16 protein-coding genes and 1 pseudogene are annotated in these 18,901 nt (G+C 36.7%); 16 read left to right on the forward strand and 1 reads right to left on the reverse strand.

Annotated features, from left to right (window positions below):
* The 16 genes and pseudogenes from HYG88_RS13730 to galE form a co-directional block, all read left to right on the forward strand.
* Positions 1 to 110 (forward strand): annotated as a pseudogene (locus HYG88_RS13730) (RNA-guided endonuclease TnpB family protein); the annotation flags it as partial.
* A 164-nt stretch (positions 111 to 274) separates the two neighbouring features.
* The gene (gene tviB / locus HYG88_RS13735; RefSeq protein ID WP_178883281.1) at positions 275 to 1,549 is read left to right on the forward strand and encodes a Vi polysaccharide biosynthesis UDP-N-acetylglucosamine C-6 dehydrogenase TviB; all 1,275 of its coding nucleotides are present in this window, start codon (positions 275 to 277) and stop codon (positions 1,547 to 1,549) included.
* 1 nt (position 1,550) lies between these two features.
* Entirely contained in the window at positions 1,551 to 2,819 is a 1,269-nt protein-coding gene (locus HYG88_RS13740) for an oligosaccharide flippase family protein (RefSeq protein ID WP_178883282.1), read from the forward strand.
* Positions 2,820 to 2,829: 10 nt separating this feature from the next.
* Positions 2,830 to 3,999: a nucleotide sugar dehydrogenase gene (locus HYG88_RS13745; protein ID WP_178883283.1), complete on the forward strand. Its 1,170-nt coding sequence runs from the start codon at positions 2,830 to 2,832 to the stop codon at positions 3,997 to 3,999.
* A gap of 2 nt (positions 4,000 to 4,001) precedes the next feature.
* On the forward strand, positions 4,002 to 4,850 hold the full coding sequence (locus HYG88_RS13750; RefSeq protein ID WP_178883284.1) for a glycosyltransferase: 849 nt from the start codon (positions 4,002 to 4,004) through the stop codon (positions 4,848 to 4,850).
* 2 nt (positions 4,851 to 4,852) lie between these two features.
* On the forward strand, positions 4,853 to 5,857 hold the full coding sequence (locus HYG88_RS13755) for an O-antigen ligase family protein (protein WP_178883285.1): 1,005 nt from the start codon (positions 4,853 to 4,855) through the stop codon (positions 5,855 to 5,857).
* Between the two features lie 5 nt (positions 5,858 to 5,862).
* Positions 5,863 to 6,990, forward strand: coding sequence for a glycosyltransferase (locus HYG88_RS13760; RefSeq protein WP_178883286.1), 1,128 nt, complete (start codon positions 5,863 to 5,865; stop codon positions 6,988 to 6,990).
* A 3-nt stretch (positions 6,991 to 6,993) separates the two neighbouring features.
* Positions 6,994 to 8,106 (forward strand): glycosyltransferase family 4 protein, encoded by a 1,113-nt coding sequence (locus tag HYG88_RS13765; RefSeq protein WP_178883287.1) that lies wholly within the window; start codon positions 6,994 to 6,996, stop codon positions 8,104 to 8,106.
* Positions 8,106 to 9,044 carry an NAD-dependent epimerase/dehydratase family protein gene (locus HYG88_RS13770; RefSeq protein WP_178883288.1) on the forward strand — a complete coding sequence of 313 codons (939 nt, stop codon included), beginning with the start codon at positions 8,106 to 8,108 and terminating at the stop codon, positions 9,042 to 9,044. The genes HYG88_RS13765 and HYG88_RS13770 overlap by 1 nt, the downstream gene beginning before the upstream one ends.
* A 7-nt stretch (positions 9,045 to 9,051) precedes the next feature.
* Positions 9,052 to 10,065, forward strand: a complete 1,014-nt coding sequence (locus tag HYG88_RS13775) for a glycosyltransferase family 4 protein (RefSeq protein WP_005163529.1) — start codon at positions 9,052 to 9,054, stop codon at positions 10,063 to 10,065.
* Positions 10,058 to 10,585 carry an acetyltransferase gene (locus tag HYG88_RS13780; protein WP_005163526.1) on the forward strand — a complete coding sequence of 176 codons (528 nt, stop codon included), beginning with the start codon at positions 10,058 to 10,060 and terminating at the stop codon, positions 10,583 to 10,585. The genes HYG88_RS13775 and HYG88_RS13780 overlap by 8 nt, the downstream gene beginning before the upstream one ends.
* 45 nt (positions 10,586 to 10,630) lie before the next feature.
* Positions 10,631 to 12,505, forward strand: coding sequence for a nucleoside-diphosphate sugar epimerase/dehydratase (locus HYG88_RS13785; protein WP_005163524.1), 1,875 nt, complete (start codon positions 10,631 to 10,633; stop codon positions 12,503 to 12,505).
* An 11-nt stretch (positions 12,506 to 12,516) separates the two neighbouring features.
* Positions 12,517 to 13,392, forward strand: coding sequence for a UTP--glucose-1-phosphate uridylyltransferase GalU (galU, locus tag HYG88_RS13790; protein WP_005163522.1), 876 nt, complete (start codon positions 12,517 to 12,519; stop codon positions 13,390 to 13,392).
* A gap of 17 nt (positions 13,393 to 13,409) precedes the next feature.
* Positions 13,410 to 14,669, forward strand: coding sequence for a nucleotide sugar dehydrogenase (locus tag HYG88_RS13795; RefSeq protein WP_178883289.1), 1,260 nt, complete (start codon positions 13,410 to 13,412; stop codon positions 14,667 to 14,669).
* Positions 14,670 to 14,671: 2 nt separating this feature from the next.
* Positions 14,672 to 16,345, forward strand: a complete 1,674-nt coding sequence (gene pgi / locus HYG88_RS13800) for a glucose-6-phosphate isomerase (protein ID WP_178883290.1) — start codon at positions 14,672 to 14,674, stop codon at positions 16,343 to 16,345.
* Positions 16,338 to 17,354, forward strand: a complete 1,017-nt coding sequence (gene galE / locus HYG88_RS13805; RefSeq protein WP_178883291.1) for a UDP-glucose 4-epimerase GalE — start codon at positions 16,338 to 16,340, stop codon at positions 17,352 to 17,354. The genes pgi and galE overlap by 8 nt, the downstream gene beginning before the upstream one ends.
* A 53-nt stretch (positions 17,355 to 17,407) precedes the next feature.
* Here galE and HYG88_RS13810 read toward each other — a convergent pair whose 3' ends face one another.
* Complete coding sequence (locus HYG88_RS13810; RefSeq protein ID WP_178883294.1) at positions 17,408 to 18,778, reverse strand: phosphomannomutase CpsG; 1,371 nt, start codon at positions 18,776 to 18,778, stop codon at positions 17,408 to 17,410.
* Between the last annotated feature and the right edge of the window lie 123 nt (positions 18,779 to 18,901).

Below are 18,901 nucleotides of genomic sequence, written 5' to 3' on the forward strand. Positions count from 1 at the left end.
AATGGCAGTGCATGGAGTGCGGTACGCTCCATAATCGAGATATAAACTCAGCACTGAATATTCTTGCGCTCGGACATGAGCGTCTCGCAGGAGGAATCCCCGTCCTTTAGGTCGGGGAGGATGTCAAGGGTGAAACCGTTTAAAAAGAAAAATACGTCATACAATTTCGTTATAGTGTCGAGCAAAACTCTGCTATATTGTGCCCAGAAAAATTGATGGTTTCTATTTCTTTCATTTGAGTTTTAAATACATTGTAGGGATTAAGGCTAATTTTATGAGACTTGCCGAATTAAAAATAGCAATTATTGGTTTGGGTTATGTAGGTTTACCATTAGCCGTAGAGTTTGGAAAAAAGGTATCCGTTGTTGGCTTCGATATTTCGAGCAAACGAATTGGCGAACTAAAAAATGGGCAAGACCATACTCTTGAAGTCTCTCCAAATGAATTACAACAAGCTTCTCAATTAACATTTACTTGCGATTTAGAAAAATTAAAAGAATGTAACTTTTTCATTGTCACTGTTCCAACCCCTATTGATGATTACAAGCAACCGGATTTAACGCAGTTAATTAAAGCATCGACAAGCATTGGGCAAATTCTGAAAAAAGGTGATATCGTCGTTTATGAATCGACGGTTTACCCCGGTGCTACAGAAGAAGTTTGTATTCCTGTTCTAGAAAAGGTATCAGGTTTAGAATTTAATACAGATTTTTTTGCAGGTTACAGCCCAGAGCGGATTAACCCTGGTGATAAGCTTCATAGGGTAACCAATATTTTAAAAATCACCTCAGGCTCTACTCCAGAGGTGGCTGAGTTTATTGATGAAATTTATAATTTAATTATTGAGGCTGGAACGCATAAAGCTTCAACGATTAAAGTGGCTGAAGCTGCTAAGGTAATTGAGAATATTCAACGAGACGTAAATATTGCTTTAATTAATGAACTGGCTTTGATTTTTAACCGGATGGGAATCGATACTGAAGATGTGTTAAAAGCTGCAGGGACAAAGTGGAACTTCTTGCCTTTTCGTCCTGGTTTGGTCGGTGGGCACTGTATTGGGGTAGACCCGTATTATTTAACCCATAAAGCACAGTCTTTAGGCTTGCATCCAGAAATTATTTTAGCGGCACGTCGTTTGAATGACCGTATGGGTGAATATGTTGCAACACAATTCATTAAAGAAATGGTCAAGCAGCGTATACAAGTGGTAGGTTCAAAAATTTTAGTGATGGGCTTGAGCTTTAAAGAAAACTGTCCAGATATTCGCAATACCAAAATTATTGATATGGTTCAGGCTTTAAAAGAATATGAGCTAGATTTAGATATTTATGACCCGTGGGTAGACCCGAAAGAAGTGGAGCATGAATATGGTTTGACCCCTATTACTCAGCTGCAAAATAATCATTATGATGCTGTGATTTTGGCTGTTGCCCATGATGAGTTTAAGAATATGTCGCTAGTAGACTTTAAGGAACTATTAAAAGAAAATTATGTGCTTTATGATTTGAAATATATTTTGGATGTTCAAGATAGTGATCTAAGATTGTAATATGAATATTTTTTCTAAAAAGATTCTATCTAATTCCTTATGGATGATGGTAGAAAAATTCATCGCAATATTTGGCCTGATCTTTGTTACATCTTATGTTGCTAAATATTTGGGACCAAACAACTTTGGTAAAATCGCATTTACAGCAACATTATTTGGTTTTGTACAAACATTAACTTGGTTTGGGAATCAAGAAATTTTATTTAAGCGAGTAAGTCGAAACCCTAATTCAGGGCTAAGATATCTTTTTGGAACTCAAAAATTAAGAAAGATTTTATTTTTAATATGTACAATGCCTATTTTATTGGGCTTATATTACTATTCTGATTTTTTAACGTTAATTTTTGGCATGGCAACTGCACTAGCAGCATATTTCGTTACTCAGGATGTATATACGATTTATAATAATGCAGTCTTGCATTCTTATATAAATGCAATTGTAAATATATTAGGCTTAGGTCTGGCTTTAATTGTTCGGTATCTAATTGTTTTTTTTGAGTTAGATTATGCTTTCTTAGGAATTCCTATCGTTCTTACTGCATTGATTCCTTATCTAATAAAAAAGTATATTTTTAATAGAAAACAGTATATAAAGCCTATTAGTTTAAAGCCTTATAGAAAGTATTATTTAGGTGCGGGAAGTGCTTTGGTATTGTCTACCTTGGCTGTTACATTGTATACGCAAGTAACAAGTCTTATGTTAGTTGCGCTTACATCCACTCGTGAATTAGGTATCTATGCTGTTGCGGTAACTTTAGGTACGTCTTGGGCTTTTATTAATACATCTATCATTACTTCAGTTTTAAGTAAAATATATCAACAAAAAAAAAATTATGTATCCTATGTCATGATTGCAAAATTAAATGCTGTGGTAGTGGTTGTATCTTTAATCATTATATCTATATTAGCTATCTTAGGTGAGTGGATATTAAATTTTCTTTATGGAAGTGATTATAGAGATGCCTATGAATTGATATTGATATTGGGGCTGGCAACTTTATGTAGTGGTTTAGGTACTATTTCAGCACGTTTTTTGGTGAAAGAAGAAAGTTATAGTTATATCTCAAAAAAAATGATGTGTGTTGCCATAACTGCGTTACCTATATCATACGTAATGATTTATAATTTTGGGCTAATTGGTGCAGCATATAGTGTATTGATTATTGAGTTGCTTTCGCTAACATTTTTTAATTACTTCTATAAAAATGGCCTTTTGTTTAAGATACATTTTTTCCCTATTTTTAAAAAATCATTAAAATCTCAGTCTTAGGAATGGTCAAGTGTTAAGTATTACTGTTGTAGGTACAGGTTATGTAGGTTTATCTAATGCCGTACTCTTTGCTCGTCAGCACGAAGTAACGAGTTTAGACATTGAAAAAAGTCGTGTTGCTTTAATTAATCAAAAGATATCTCCTATTGCAGATACTTATATTGAACAAGCTTTTGCTGCAGAAAAATTAAGCTTAAAAGCAACAACAGATAAGGTAGAGGCTTATGAAAAGGCCGACTATATTATTATCGCCACCCCAACAAATTATGATTCTGAAACCAATTATTTTGATACATCTTCTATTGAAAGTGTGATTGCAGAAATTTTGCCTTTAAATAGCACTGCAACCATTATTATAAAATCTACTATACCAGTAGGTTATACAGAGCAAATTAAAGCAAAATTTGAAACAGAGCAGGTTGTCTTCGCTCCAGAATTCTTGCGTGAAGGAAAAGCACTTTATGATAATTTGTATCCATCACGAATTATTGTGGGTGAGAAGTCGGAACGAGCTAAAAAAATTGCCCAGCTTTATTTAAATGCTACGATTGAACGTAATGCTCCAACTCTATGTATGGATGCTACTGAAGCTGAAGCGGTGAAGTTATTTTCAAATACTTACCTTGCGATGCGTGTCGCATACTTTAATGAGCTAGATACCTACTGTGCGAAACATAATCTTAGCAGTTTAGATATCATAAAGGGTGTAAGTTTGGACCCTCGTATTGGTCAGCATTATAACAATCCATCGTTTGGGTATGGTGGGTATTGCTTACCAAAAGATACTAAACAGCTCTTAGCAAACTATAGAGATGTACCACAAAATTTAATTCAAGCCATTATTCATTCAAATCAAACACGTAAACAATTTATTGTAAAAGAAATTTTAAAAAAACGCCCAAATATCGTAGGTGTCTATCGTTTAACTATGAAAGCAGGTTCGGATAACTTCAGGGATTCTGCAATTCAAGATATTATTCATGAGTTAGAAGAATATAATATTCAGATTCAAATTTATGAACCTACTTTAAAACTGGAAAAATTTGAGCACTACACTTTACAAAATGACTTAAATCAGTTCTTGTTAAGTTCGGATGTCATTCTCGCGAATAGAATGAGTGATGATCTGAAGCAAGATGCTGATAAGGTTTATACGCGAGATTTGTTCGGGGAGAATTGATAATGAGTTTAGAGCAGTCCAATCCATTAGTGACCGTATATATTCCTACTTTTAATCGTGTAGAACTATTAAAACGTGCAGTTGAGTCTGTACGTCAGCAAACTTATCAAAATTTAGAAATTATTATTGTAGATGATTGCTCTAATGATGGTACACATGAATATTTAGACGAAATTAGTAAGCAAGATTCACGTATTCGCTATTTTATAAAAGAAAAGAATAGTGGGGCATGTGTAAGTCGGAATATTGCAATTGAAAATGCAAAAGGTGAATTTATTACGGGCTTAGATGATGATGATTATTTTTTAAAAAATAGATTAGAGCATTTTATAAAAGAAACAAAAAATGAAAATGATATACTTTTCACTAATTTAAGCGTATTGGATACTGAAGGTATTAAATATGTAAAAAAATATAAAACAAGAGTAGGGGCAATTGATCTCCTTTATAATAATTATATAGGTAATCAAATTTTTATTAAAACCACTATTCTTCGAAACTATAAGGGTTTTGATGAAAGAATGATGGTTTGGCAGGATTTAGAAGCATGGTTTAATATACTTAAGAAAAAAAAATCTAAAGCAAGATTGGTTAGTAATTACTCCTATATTTTGGATATAAGTCATGAAAAAGATAGAATATCAAAATCTAATAAAGATAAAATTTTAAAATCATATCTTTATTTTGTACAGAAACATAATTTAAATTCTTTTGAGGCTATGGTCTTAAAAAGTCATATTTATAATTATTTTCCAGAAGAAATGAGGTTAAGGGTTATACTCTATAAAATTTTAACTGGATTTAATTATTATGATTTAAAAAAACTTTTAAAGTTTTTTTATAGGTTTTAATTATGTTTTTAATTGGTAAGTATAAAATTGGATTATTAATTTTATTAATATCATTATATGCTGTTATAGTTTTTAAAAGTCTTTTTTTTGTTCTTCCATTCATATTATTTTATGTGATGGTGAATAGAAGAAATTTTAAAAATATTTTTTTTGTTGCTATATTGAGTCTTTTGGTCTCAATTAATAATTATGTAGCAGCTATGCATTTGATTTTTTATGGGTTATTTGTTTTTGCTATTGTTGGGAGTTTAACCAAATTTAAAGAAGATATATATAGGAGTAATGCATATATATTTCTTTTCTTTATTTCTTTTCTTTTTATTTTTTCTACTCCCTATAACTCAGATAGTTTTTTGAACTTTTTTTTATTTAAGGATAGGCTGTGGTTTGAAATATATGGAAATAATATTGGCCCTAATGTATTAGGGGTTCTTAGTGCTCTATCATTTATATATTTTTACAATTATAAAAATATACCTTTTAGTGTTTTGACTTTTTATATTTTTTTAATGACACAATCTAGGGGGGCATTATTGTTTTTAATTATTTATATGGTTGTTATTTCCTTTTCAAGTTATAAGAGATTTATTGCTACCTTAGTTTTATCTTTATTTCCTATATATTTTATTTTTGCTACAGATGTTTTTAGTAGATTAAAAGATGTTTCTTTAAATGGTCGTGAAGATAGAATTTACTGGGCAAATCTCTTTATTGAAAAAAATTTCCCTTTAGGATATACCTATGAGGAAATGAATTATTTTATTAACCATATAGGTACGACCGATAATTTATATTACCATATTTTAGTGAAGTATGGTATTTTTGGTATTTTATTCTTAATGTTATTAGTTTCAAATTTTATTTTCTCATCTAGGAGTTTGAGTAGTATTGCTATTATTTTGGCTTTTTTAGTCTATGGACTAGTAGAAGAGTCTATTATGTCTAATTTAATATTTTTAATGTTTTTTGGTCTGGCTATTTTTGACAGAAAGATGAAAGAGGTATAGTAATTTTGAAAATACTTTATATAGTTCCAGTGGGAGGGAGTGGTGGAGCAGAAAAAATAGCTTATGATCTAGCATTAGATAATGTAAGAAAAGGAAATTATGTCAAAATTATTTACCTAAAGGGGCCATTAACCCAAATATTTATTGATAATGATAAAATAGAGAAATTTATTTTAAATTTATATTCTATAAAAGATATACCTAAAACATTAGTATCTATTTATAAAATAATGAAATTATTTAATCCTGACTTGGTACATAGTCATATTTTTTATAGTCATGTTGTTTCTCGTCTATTGAAGCCAATATTCAATTATAAACTAATTTGTTCTGAGCATGGATCTATCACCCCCTATACTAAAATTCCTAAAATATTTTTTAAAATAAATAATCTTCTAAAAAAACAATCTGATTTAAATACAAATGTTTGTGAAGAAGCAGCTCAAAGCTATATTAAATATGGTTTTTATAAAAAGAATGAGATTGTTTCAGTTTATAATGGAATTGACATTCATAGGTTTATTAATAATGAGACCAAAGAGACTATTCCTAAAGATATAGAATATTATTTTAAATCAGATAATAGGGTTTTTTTGTCTATTGGTAGGTTATCTCCAGAGAAAAACTTCCCTTTACTTATTCGCGCATTTTCTAAATATTGTACTGAAAGTAATGTACAGGATCATCTTCTAATTGTAGGTGAGGGAAAAGAGGAAGAAAAACTTAAAGGCTTAGTAAATAGTTTGCAAATGAGTGAACAAATTCATTTTCTTGGGCGTAGGAATGATGTAAATTTGCTTTTAAAACTTTGTGATTATTATTGTCTTTCTTCTGATCACGAAGGGCTTCCAACTGTCTTATTAGAAGCTGTTTTTTCTAAAAAGCCAATTATATCAACAGATTGCTGTGGTGCAAAAGAAATTCTTTTAGATAATTTATTTATATCTCCAGTAGGAAATATAGAGGAATATACTTTAAAATTACTTAAGGCCACGGACTTTAATCATTCCTTAATTATTGAACAACGGTATCAAAATGCACTTATTAAGTTTACTCAACAAGCTATGCTAGAAGAATGGAGTAAAATTTACCAAGTATTAATGAATAATTCTAAATTTAAAGTCGTTGAATAAAATATGTTACATATTGCCTATATTATCACTCGCTCAGATGTTCTCGGTGGTGCAAGCGTACATTTGCTTGATTTAGCTAAAGGTATGATTGATCAGGGCCATAAAGTTCATATATTAGTAGGTGGAACTGGTGCTTTTACTGAAGAACTCAAGAAAAATCATATAGAGTTTAGTTCATTAAAGCACTTAAGAAGAGAAATATCTTTAGCACATGATGTACTAGGTTTTTGGGAAATAAAAAAACATTTAAAACAGCTGAAGCCAGATATAGTACATTGCCATTCTAGTAAGGCTGGCTTATTGGGTCGTTTAGCAGCTAAATCATTGAACTTACCTGTAGTGTTTACGGCACATGGGTGGGCTTTTACTGATGGAGTAAGCCCTAGAAAACAAAAAATATATGCGACTTTAGAACGTTTCATGACTAAGTTTTCAGATCATATTATTACAGTTTCAGAATATGACCGACAACATGGTTTTAAGCATAACGTTGGAACACCAGAGTTGGTTCAGACTATTCACAATGGTGTACCAGATATAAAAACTTCAGCAAGTGAAAAATCTAGCTCTATAGTAAGATTGATTATGGTTGCACGTTTTGAAGATCCTAAAGATCAATATTTTTTGATACAAGCACTTTCAAAATTACCTGCTCATTTAACTTGGCAAATAGATTTTTTAGGCGATGGACCAAATCTTCAAAAATGTCAAGAATTGGCTACCCATGAAAATCTTGATTCAAAAATCATTTTTCATGGTCAAAGTTTTAAAGTAAAAGAGTTTTTGAATCTGGCCGATATTTTTGTATTAATTTCAAATTATGAAGGCTTTCCTTTGACTATATTGGAGGCAATGAGTACATCTTTACCTATTATTGCTTCTGATGTGGGAGGGGTAAAGGAAAGTGTTAGTTCTAAAAATGGATATCTTATCCCTAAAGGGGATATTGATATTTTAGTTCAGTCACTTCAAGAACTAATTGTGAATAAAAATTTGCGTCTACAATTAGGTAATAACAGTCGTCATTTGTATGAAACTCAATTTAATTTTAATACAATGTTGCATAAAACATTAGAAGTCTATACTCAGGTATTATCAATGCGGTCTTTAAAATAATGAGAGTTTTAATCACAGGTGCAACAGGATTTGTAGGTACAGCTCTGACTGAACATGTGAGTAGTGTGTATGACACGATTGCTTTAGTCCGCACTCAGAATAATATACTTTCTGCAAATATCCAACAACTTGTCGCTGTTAATATTTTTGAAGCAGACTTACCCGAAAATATAGACGTTATTATTCATTTAGCTGGTCGTGCCCATATTTTAAATGAACAAACAACAGACCCATTGAGCGAATTTCGCAAAGTGAATATGGATGGTACTTTGCAATTAGCACGTCAGGCTTTAGACAAAAAAGTAAAACGCTTTATATTTATGAGTTCTATCGGTGTGAATGGTTCAGTGACGCTGCAGCAACCATTTACAGAAGATGCTTTAGCACAGCCTCATGCAGATTATGCGGTTTCCAAATCAGAGGCTGAGCAAGAGCTTAAAAAGCTATTTGCGGGATCAGCTACAGAATTAGTCATTATTCGTCCACCTTTAGTTTATGCCGCTCATGCACCAGGTAACTTTGCTCGGTTACTCAAACTAGTTGCAAGCAATTTACCTTTACCTTTTGCAGGCACAAACAATAAACGCAGCTTTGTCGCACTAGAAAACTTGGTAGACTTTATTCAAACCTGTATTGAACATCCAAATGCAGCCAATCAAACATTTTTGGTGGCAGATCAAACTCCTATTTCTACACGTGAGTTGGTGCAATATTTAAAACAGGGCATGGGAAAAAAAGCACATTTTATTTATATTCCGCAACCGCTTATGAAACTAGGCGCTGCATGTATTGGCAAATCCAAACTCTATGAGCAGTTGTTTGAGTCACTAGAAGTCGATACGACCAAAGCTCAGAAGCTGCTGGGTTGGACAGCACCATTGAGTACCCAGCAAGCGATGCTGCAAGCGGGTCAAAACTATTTAAAAATGAAAGAGTAATTTACGCATGTCAATTTTTGCGCTGAGCATCGTATTTTTTATACTAACATTATTATTCACAGGCTACATGCGAGCTTATGCCCTCAAGAAAAATATCATAGATAACCCTAATGAACGTAGTTCCCACAGTGTACCTACGCCACGTGGAGGTGGTGTTGCAGTGGTGTGTAGCTACTTGTTGGCGCTGGCTGTGCTGATATACAGCCAACAATTGACGCTACATATTGGCTTAACTCTTATGGCAGCGGGTTTTGTCATTGCTTTACTTGGTTTTTTAGATGACCATGGACATATTAACTCCATGCTGCGTTTAGCCATACATTTCTTGGTGGCCATTGGCGTGGTGATCAGCTTGGGTGGCTTTAGCGAAGTTACGGCTTTTAATGGTCTGCAACTTGGCTTTATCGCCAATATTATTGCAGTATTATTTTTGGTATGGTTGCTCAATCTATACAACTTTATGGATGGCATTAACGGCATTGCCAGTGTCGAAGCCATTACCACTGTCGTTAGCATGGCCATTTTGTATTATGTACTGAATACCACATTGAACTCAGACATATTGTGGTTATTGGCCGCCTGTGTATTTGGCTTTTTACTGTGGAACTTTCCCAAGGCTAAAATTTTTATGGGCGATGCCTGTAGCGGATTTCTCGGCCTCACTTTGGGTATTTTGGCGCTCATCACCCTCAAAGAAAACTTGGCACTGTTTTGTGCGTGGATCATTTGTCTAGGTGTATTTGTGGTAGATGCGACTTATACCCTCATAAAACGCGTATTGAGCGGCTATAAAATGTATGATGCACATCGAAGCCATAGCTATCAAATTTTATCGCGTAAATGCGGAAGTCATATCCCCGTGACGTTGGCGGTTGCAGCGATTAACCTATTGTGGTTATTTCCTATCGCTTATATGACGGTTACACAAGCATGGGCATACCCTGAGTTGGCAGTACTGATTGCCTATATACCATTGTTAATTGTGGCTATAAAATTCAAAGCAGGTCATCCAAATGCTTAATAAACCCAGCTTGTTAATTTTAGGTGCAGGGGGATACGGTTTGGCCGTTGCAGAAGCTGCAGAACTGAGTGGACAATGGCAAGAGATTATGTTTGCCGATGACCGCTGGCCTGCAACACAGCATGTGGCGGAATATAACATTGTGACAAATATTGCTAATTTAAATCAGTTGCAGAATACGCAGCTTCAAGCGATTGTGGCGGTAGGCAATAATACATTACGGCAGCAATGGCAACAGACCTTGCGAGCCTTGGGTATAGAATTGACTTCGGTGATTCATCCTAAAACAGTTGTGAGTCCAACAGCTGATATTGGTCTAGGGGTGAGTGTGATGGCAGGGTGTGTAATTAGTTATAAAACTGTGATCAATGATGGTGTAATATTGAATATTGGTACATTATTAGATCATGACGTGGTCATTGAGGAATTTGCTCATTTAAGCGTGGGGGTAAAAGTCGCAGGTGGTCAAACTATCGCTGCACATTCATTTTTAGAGGTTGGAACCTGTATTCTGCATTAAAGTAATACGGTGTTTTAAAATTCAAATATTAATAATTGTATATTTATGAAATCCATTATCGAACCTGCTGTAGAATCCCCACGCGCTGCCAAACTCGCATTTTTAGTTGTGCTGGATTTCTGTGTATTTCCTGTATTACTGTGGCTATGTTATGCCATTCGCCAGTTTGATTTAGGCGCAGAAGTGGTGCCCAACTTGGCTTTTGGTTCGGTATGGGCAAGTGTGATTGCAGTTGTATCGCTGTTTATTTTTGGGGTGTATCGCTTTATTGTGCGCACCTACAGCGAACTGTTTATGGTCAAATTGGGGTTGGGTACTTCTTTGGCTGTGGCAGGGTTGTATGCGCTGGCTTATTTTACCGATGCCTTTATTCCCACTTCTATTCCGCTCATGTTCGGATTTCTCATGTTCGCATGGGTTTGGTTTAGCCGCGGTTTTATTCGCTTTATCGTGCGTTCTTATTTACAAGCCGATGTACAAAAAAAACGCATCGCGATTTATGGCGCGGGCGATGCAGGGCAGCAAATTGCAGCGGCACTATACAATTCAGATGAACACTTACCCGTGTTGTTTATTGATGATGATCCCTCACTCACTGGGCAGCAGTTGGGCCGTTTAAAAGTCTATGACGCAGACAGCGCCTTAAAATTGTTAGCTAAAAAAAATGTCGATGAAATTCTGATTGCGCTGCCTTCTGTAGGACGGATGCGTAAAAGCGAGATTGTCAAATTTTTAGAACCTGCACATATTAAAATTACCGAAATTCCAGGACTGACCAAATTGGTCGATGGTGATATTCGAGTTTCAGATATCCGTGAGGTTGATATTATTGACCTTTTAGGACGAGATCCTGTTCCACCTATTGCCCATTTATTGGCTAAAAATATTCAAAATAAAATTGTTATGGTGACAGGCGCTGGCGGATCGATTGGTTCAGAGCTTTGTCGACAAATCATAAAAAATCAACCTAAAATGCTGGTTTTATATGAATTAACTGAGTTTGCATTATATGATATTGATAAAGAGTTAAGGCAAATTGCCAGTTGCGACATTGTTCCCATTTTAGGAACTGTACAAGATCAACAAAAATTAGAACGTATCATTGAACAATATCATGTGCAAACAGTCTACCATGCTGCAGCTTATAAACATGTTCCATTGGTTGAGTGTAATCCAATTGCTGGATTAAAAAATAATGCAATTGGAACCGCAAATAGTTTAAATGCCGCTGTAAAAAAAGGCGTGGAAACCTTTGTACTGATTTCAACGGATAAAGCAGTTAGACCGACGAATGTCATGGGTGCATCGAAACGGATGGCCGAGCTTTATTGTCAAGCCGTGGCTGAAACGAAACCAAATACTCAGATCAGTATCGTACGTTTCGGAAATGTATTAGGTTCATCAGGTTCAGTTGTACCTTTATTTAGACAGCAGATTGCAAAAGGTGGCCCAATTACGGTGACTCATCCTGATGTAACACGTTATTTTATGACGATTCCTGAAGCTTCTCAGTTAGTCATTCAAGCTGGGGCATTAGGTTCAGGTGGTGATGTGTTCTTACTCGATATGGGTGAACCTGTTCGAATTCAGGATTTAGCACGACAAATGATCGCTTTAAGTGGTTTAAAAGTTCGAGAAGCAAATACAACGGATGGTGATATTGAAATCGCTTATAGTGGTTTACGTCCGGGAGAAAAACTTTACGAGGAACTACTCATTGATCAAGATAACACAGATTATACCGAGCATACTCGTATTTTACGTTCTTTTGAAAAGCATTATCCGTTACAAGAGATTCAGTCTGTATTCAGTCGAATCAATCAAATGACTGCAGTAGATCATGATGTAGATTGGGCTTTAAGTCAGTTAGAATATTATGTTGATGGCTATAAACGTAGCGGCGAAGTACGAGTTAATTAAGAGAGTATTGTATGATCAAAAAAGCAATTTTACCTGTTGCAGGTTTAGGCACTCGTTTTTTACCAGCAAGTAAATCCATTCCAAAGGAAATGGTGACGGTAGTCGATCGTCCCGCAATTGAGTATGTAGTACGAGAGGCAGTTGAGGCGGGTATTGAGCAAATTATTTTGGTGACGCATTCATCTAAGGCATCAATTGAGAACTATTTTGATCGTAACTTTGAGTTAGAAACAACTTTAGAGCAAAAAAAGAAATTTGATTTACTCAAGGAAATTACTGATATTTTACCGAAGCATGTGAGTGTGGTGAGTGTGCGCCAACCACAGCCTTTAGGTCTGGGCCATGCGGTGTTATGTGCCAAAGATATTGTGGGTGATGAGGCGTTTGCGGTGTTACTGCCTGATGTTCTGGTAAAAAATCAGACTGCTGAAAATGACCTGTCCTTAATGATCCAGCGTTATGAACAGTCTCAGGCTGCACAAATTATGGTGGAAGCTGTTCCTGACCATTTGGTGGATCAATATGGTATTGTAGATGTTGCAGTTACACCGAACGAAGGTGAAAGTATTACGATGCAGGGCATTGTTGAAAAGCCTGCTGTCGGCACAGCTCCTTCAAATTTATCGGTGGTGGGACGTTATATTTTACCCGCTCAGATTATGGGTCTATTAGCAGATACACCCCGTGGGGCAGGGAATGAAATCCAACTCACGGATGCGATTGCAGCATTGCAGCGATCAGAAACTGTGGAAGCCTACCGTATGAAGGGGCAAACCTTTGATTGTGGTAGTAAGCTTGGATATTTAAAAGCTGTATTACACTATGGTATCGAGCATCCAAAATTGGGCGCAGAGTTTAAGGGCTTAATCCAAGAATTAGTCCTATAGTTTTAGGGCGTGTAGTTATGAAAGTTGCAATCTTTGGCAATACATTATATGCAGGCGTGATGTCTGCATTATTGTCTGAATCTGGGCATTTTGTATATTGGTGTTCCCACCTCAACCCAAATGAAAATGGTCAGCAATATTCTTTTTATGATGAAAATGTCAGTCGCTTACTTGAAAAACAACTCAGTAGTGGATTTTTGATTTATCGTGATCTGGATGGTATTCCTTTAGACATTGATGCCTACTTATTTAGTTTTAATCAAACTCAAGAGCAACAAGTTTTTCAACTGTTAGCATCACTAAAACAGCGTCCGATTATTCATCCTAAACTGATGATCAATGCATCCACCTTTGGCTTACATGGGACTGAGCATTTTCAACAAATCCTTTCTGAAGATGACTGGGTCTATTTACCAGATACCATCCAAGAGGGAAATGCGTTACAGAGTCTGACCCAAGCTAAGCAGTTGATCGTGGGATGTACTCAAGCTAATGTTCAGACCAAAGTCAAAGAATTACTTCGTCCTTTTTTCCCTTTGGCGCAGCAATATCTATTTATGCCGATTCTAGATGCTGAGTTTACCAAACTGAGTATCTCAGGCATGTTGGCAACACGGATCAGTTATATCAATGATTTGGCTGTGGTTGCTGAGAAACTTGGGATTGATATTGCATCAGTACGTCAGGGTATGGCAGCGGATAACCGTATTGGTTCAGCTTACTTAGCCCCTGGTGCTGGTTTTGGCGGTGAAAATTTTTCTCATGATATTCTGACACTCTCTAATACAGTTGCAAATACAGGCGTGAAAAGCCAATTGCTTGCACAAGTGTGGCAAATTAATGAGCAACAAAAAGAAATCCTGTTCCGTAAGTTTTGGAACTATTATCATGGGGATTTACAGGGAAAATCTGTTGCAATTTGGGGTGCTTCTTTTAAAGAAAATACCTCAAGTATTCAGCAATCACCTATTCACCAAATGCTTGCAGCACTCTGGGCGCAAGGGGTAACGGTTCATCTTCATGATCCTCAAGCTTTAGATGAAATAAAGCTAATGTATGGTCAACGTGACGATCTGATTCTTTGTGAAAATCAGTATGATGCGGTAAAAGATGTGCATGGTCTTTGTGTACTTACGGCTTGGAAACAATACTGGAGTCCAGAATTTAAGCAGCTTGAACAGTTGATGAGGCATCCTTTAATTTTGGATGGTCGCAATATTTATGATCCTGACTATGTCAAAGCACAAGGTTTTGCATATATGGGCGTGGGACGTTAAAGATGATCGAGCAGATTCAACCTTTTGCTGTAAAAGAGCAGGCTTCCGTCGTGGAGCACCTGATATCTTTACAACAGCAATTTAAAGAGGTTCATCTAAATACATTATTTGCAGCAGATTCTGCACGCTTTAAACGTTTTTCGGTTGAGTATGACCAAATTGTTTTGGACTTTAGTAAGCATCGTATTGATCAAACGATTTTAAATAGCTTAGTGGATTTAGCGCAGGCACAAGATTTAAAACGGTGGATCAAAACACTGTTTTCATCTGAGCAGATTAACTATACAGAACATCGTGCAGCGATGCATTGGGCTCTGCGTTTACCACAATCGAGTCCAGACTTTTCCGAAGTCAATCAACTGGTACAGCAGCAATTAGAACGTATGTATGCTTTAGTGGATAAAATCCATGCTGGACAGTATCGCGGTGCGACGGGTGAGGTGATTCAAGATGTGGTCAATATTGGTGTGGGCGGCTCTGATCTTGGTCCACTGATGGTGACCCATGCGCTGTCTGACTTTAAGGTCGCAACCACAAAGCCTTTAGCTGTGCATTTTGTTTCGACTATGGATGGTAGTCAGTTATCGGAGTTACTGCATCAACTCCGCCCTGAAACAACCTTATTTATTATCTCGTCAAAATCATTTGGCACTATTGATACACTTTCCAATGCACAAACCGTGCGTCAATGGTTAGAAAAGGCATTGGGGCATAATGACAAGATTCTGCAAAATCATTTTATCGGGGTTTCGACTAAGCCTGACAAGATGACAGAGTGGGGCATTGCTGCTGATAAACAGCTGTTGCTCTGGGATTGGGTTGGGGGGCGTTATTCCTTGTGGTCATGTATTGGTTTACCAATTGCCCTGACCATTGGTGTTGACGGATTTAAGCAACTGTTAGCAGGTGCTTATGCGATAGACCAGCATTTTCAATCCGCACCATTTCAGCATAATATTCCTGTTTTGATGGGGCTTTTAGGTATTTGGAATAACAATTTTCTGGATATCCAGACCCATGCAGTTTTACCGTATGATGGTCGTCTCAAATATTTTGCAGCTTATTTGCAGCAGCTTGAAATGGAATCTAATGGGAAATCGATTCAACGCAATGGAGAAAAGGTCAGTTCAGCCACTTGCCCAATTGTGTGGGGAGAGGTTGGACCCAATGCACAGCATGCCTTTTATCAATTGCTGCATCAAGGCACGCACTCCGTCAGTTGTGACTTTATTGCCCCTGTAAAACGTTATAATGCAAATCAATTTACCTATGCCGAAAGTGCAGAGGCATTGGTTGAGCAGCATCATTTGGCTTTATCCAACTGTTTGGCACAGTCACGCCTGTTGGCCTTTGGGAATCAAGCATTGGCAGCAGGTGAACTGGAAGACTTACCGACGTATAAACAATATGAAGGCAATCAACCCAGCTCCACCATTTTACTCAAAGAGTTGAACCCTTATAGCTTAGGGATGCTGATTGCGATGTATGAACATAAGGTTTTTGTGCAGTCGGTGTTGTGGAATATTAACCCTTTTGATCAATGGGGCGTTGAAAAAGGCAAAGAAATTGCCAATCAGCTGTTACCGATTTTGAACCGTGAACAGGATGATCTCTCTAAATTTGATGCATCAACACAAGGTTTGTTGAAAATATTATTAGGAAAAACAGATGGCTAAAGTTTTAGTGACGGGTGGTGCGGGCTATATTGGCTCCCATACCTGTTTAGAGTTGCTTACCGCAGGTCACGAGGTGATTGTCTTCGATAACCTCTCAAATAGCTCTGAAGAGTCTTTGCGTCGAGTACAAGCATTAGCAAATAAAAATTTGGTGTTTGTGCAGGGTGATATTCGCAATCAGGCTGAGTTAGATTCAGTTTTCCAAGACCATCAGATTGATGCAGTCATTCATTTTGCTGGTCTGAAAGCGGTTGGTGAAAGCCAGCAGATTCCATTGGCTTATTTTGACAATAATATTACGGGCAGTGTTCAGTTGGTCAAGGCGATGGAGCGCGCAGGTGTATTTAGCTTGGTATTCAGTTCATCTGCAACGGTTTATGACGAAGCCAATCTTTCGCCTTTGAATGAAGATATGCCAACAGGAATGCCAAATAACAATTATGGTTATACCAAACTGATTGTTGAGCAAATACTGCAAAAACTGGCACAGGCAGATTCTCGCTGGTCGATTGCTTTACTGCGTTATTTTAACCCTGTTGGCGCGCATAAAAGCGGTCAGATTGGTGAAGATCCACAAGGAATTCCAAATAACTTAATGCCTTATGTCACTCAAGTCGCAGTCGGTCGTCGCGAAAAATTGTCCATTTATGGCAATGATTATGACACCATCGATGGTACAGGGGTTCGTGATTATATACATGTAGTCGATTTAGCCAAAGCCCATTTATGTGCCTTAAATAATCGCTTATCTACACAAGGCTGCCGTGCTTGGAACATCGGCACGGGCAATGGCTCATCTGTATTACAAGTCAAAAACACCTTTGAGCAAATTAATGGTGTGTCTGTTGCTTTTGAGTTTGCACCACGGCGTTCAGGTGATGTTGCAATATCATTTGCTGATAATACACGGGCAATTACGGAGCTTGGTTGGCAACCGCAATATACTTTGGAAGATATGCTCGCTGATAGTTGGAACTGGCAAAAGAAAAATCCAAATGGATATCAATAATTATCGTTTTGTAGAAACAGGGAGCAATAGCTCCCTATTTCTTAACTCTTCGCTTATCCTTGGATCAAATCTGTCAACTCATCTACATAATTTTGCATAGGTTGCGGATTTTTATCAGCACGACTTTCAATATTTAAGCGTAGTAATGGTTCTGTATTCGATGCGCGGACATTCAAACGCCAGACACCAAAATCAAGGCTAACACCATCGGTACGGTCTACTAATGGATTTTGGTCTGCATAATGATCAAAGATCTTTTGAACAGTTGTTTGCGTGTCTGCTACTTTAAAATTGATTTCGCCGCTACAAGGGAATTTGGCAATCATATTTTCCACGAGTGTCGAAAGAGATTGACCTGTTTCTGAGAGTAGGGCAATGGTGAGTAACCAAGGAATCATACCGCTATCACAATAAGCAAAGTCCCGGAAATAATGATGTGCACTCATTTCTCCACCGTAAACAGCGTTATGTTCACGCATCACATCTTTAATAAAAGCATGTCCAGATTTTGATTGAACTGCGATCCCTTGGTATTGCTCTACGATATCAAAGGTATTCCAAACTAGGCGTGGATCATGCACAATTTTTTCGCCAGATTGTTTGATTAAGAATGCTTGTGCCAATAAACCAACAATGTAATAGCCCTCGATGAATTGTCCTTTTTCATCGAATAGGAAGCAGCGGTCAAAGTCGCCATCCCAGGCAATCCCCATATCCGCCTGATGTTGCAGCACTGCGTCACGGGTACTGTCACGATTTTCAATCAAGATTGGATTTGGAATCCCATTAGGAAAAGTTCCATCGGCTTCATGATGGATTTTGATAAATTCAACAGGAATATTCAGTTCTTGAAATTTCTGTTCAATCGCATCAATCACATGACCCGCAGCCCCATTGCCTGCATTGACCACCAGTTTGAGTGGTTTAATTTTTTGTGGGTCGATATATGTTAATAAGTGATCGACAAACTCTGGCAAAATATTATAGTTTTCAGTTGTACCTTTTTGCTCAACTTCTGTAAAAGTACCTGCTTCAGCGAGTGCTTGGATGTCTTTTAAGCCTGTATCAGCACTGATTGGACGTGCATTTTCACGAACTAATTTCATGCCGTTATAATCCATTGGATTATGGCTCGCCGTAACTTCAATGCCACCTTGTACATCAAGATGGAAAGCGCCGAAATAAACTTCTTCGGTGCCCGTCATGCCTAAATCTAGAACATTGACACCCGCATCATTGAGACCTCGAATGGTTGCTTGCTTTAAGCCTTCACTACTCAGACGGATGTCACAACCAATCACCACTTTTTTAGGTTGATAGATTTGTCCGTATGCACGACCAATTTTATAGGCGATTTCTTCATTGAGTTCGGTGCCTAGTTTTCCGCGAATATCGTAGGCTTTAAAGCAGGTCAGTTGAGTCATATTTAAAGGTACTGTTTGTTGTTTATTCATGTGTTGCAGTATACAAAGACTAAGCTGGATTGAACATTGAATGATACAGATTTAATCATTTAGTACATTTATTCTTGGCTCTAGTTGTCGGAT

Source organism: Acinetobacter sp. SwsAc4, assembly GCF_013391535.1.
Lineage (GTDB): Bacteria > Pseudomonadota > Gammaproteobacteria > Pseudomonadales > Moraxellaceae > Acinetobacter.

Excerpts from the sequence above, each read along its gene's own strand:
- HYG88_RS13775 (WP_005163529.1), top strand. The coding sequence starts at position 9,052 with ATGTCAATTTTTGCGCTGAGCATCGTATTTTTTATACTAACATTATTA.
- galE (WP_178883291.1), top strand. The coding sequence starts at position 16,338 with ATGGCTAAAGTTTTAGTGACGGGTGGTGCGGGCTATATTGGCTCCCAT.
- HYG88_RS13765 (WP_178883287.1), top strand. The coding sequence starts at position 6,994 with ATGTTACATATTGCCTATATTATCACTCGCTCAGATGTTCTCGGTGGT.
- HYG88_RS13740 (WP_178883282.1), top strand. The coding sequence starts at position 1,551 with ATGAATATTTTTTCTAAAAAGATTCTATCTAATTCCTTATGGATGATG.
- HYG88_RS13785 (WP_005163524.1), top strand. The coding sequence starts at position 10,631 with ATGAAATCCATTATCGAACCTGCTGTAGAATCCCCACGCGCTGCCAAA.
- tviB (WP_178883281.1), top strand. The coding sequence starts at position 275 with ATGAGACTTGCCGAATTAAAAATAGCAATTATTGGTTTGGGTTATGTA.
- galU (WP_005163522.1), top strand. The coding sequence starts at position 12,517 with ATGATCAAAAAAGCAATTTTACCTGTTGCAGGTTTAGGCACTCGTTTT.
- HYG88_RS13770 (WP_178883288.1), top strand. The coding sequence starts at position 8,106 with ATGAGAGTTTTAATCACAGGTGCAACAGGATTTGTAGGTACAGCTCTG.
- pgi (WP_178883290.1), top strand. The coding sequence starts at position 14,672 with ATGATCGAGCAGATTCAACCTTTTGCTGTAAAAGAGCAGGCTTCCGTC.
- HYG88_RS13780 (WP_005163526.1), top strand. The coding sequence starts at position 10,058 with ATGCTTAATAAACCCAGCTTGTTAATTTTAGGTGCAGGGGGATACGGT.
- HYG88_RS13795 (WP_178883289.1), top strand. The coding sequence starts at position 13,410 with ATGAAAGTTGCAATCTTTGGCAATACATTATATGCAGGCGTGATGTCT.
- HYG88_RS13750 (WP_178883284.1), top strand. The coding sequence starts at position 4,002 with ATGAGTTTAGAGCAGTCCAATCCATTAGTGACCGTATATATTCCTACT.
- HYG88_RS13810 (WP_178883294.1), bottom strand. The coding sequence starts at position 18,778 with ATGACTCAACTGACCTGCTTTAAAGCCTACGATATTCGCGGAAAACTA.
- HYG88_RS13755 (WP_178883285.1), top strand. The coding sequence starts at position 4,853 with ATGTTTTTAATTGGTAAGTATAAAATTGGATTATTAATTTTATTAATA.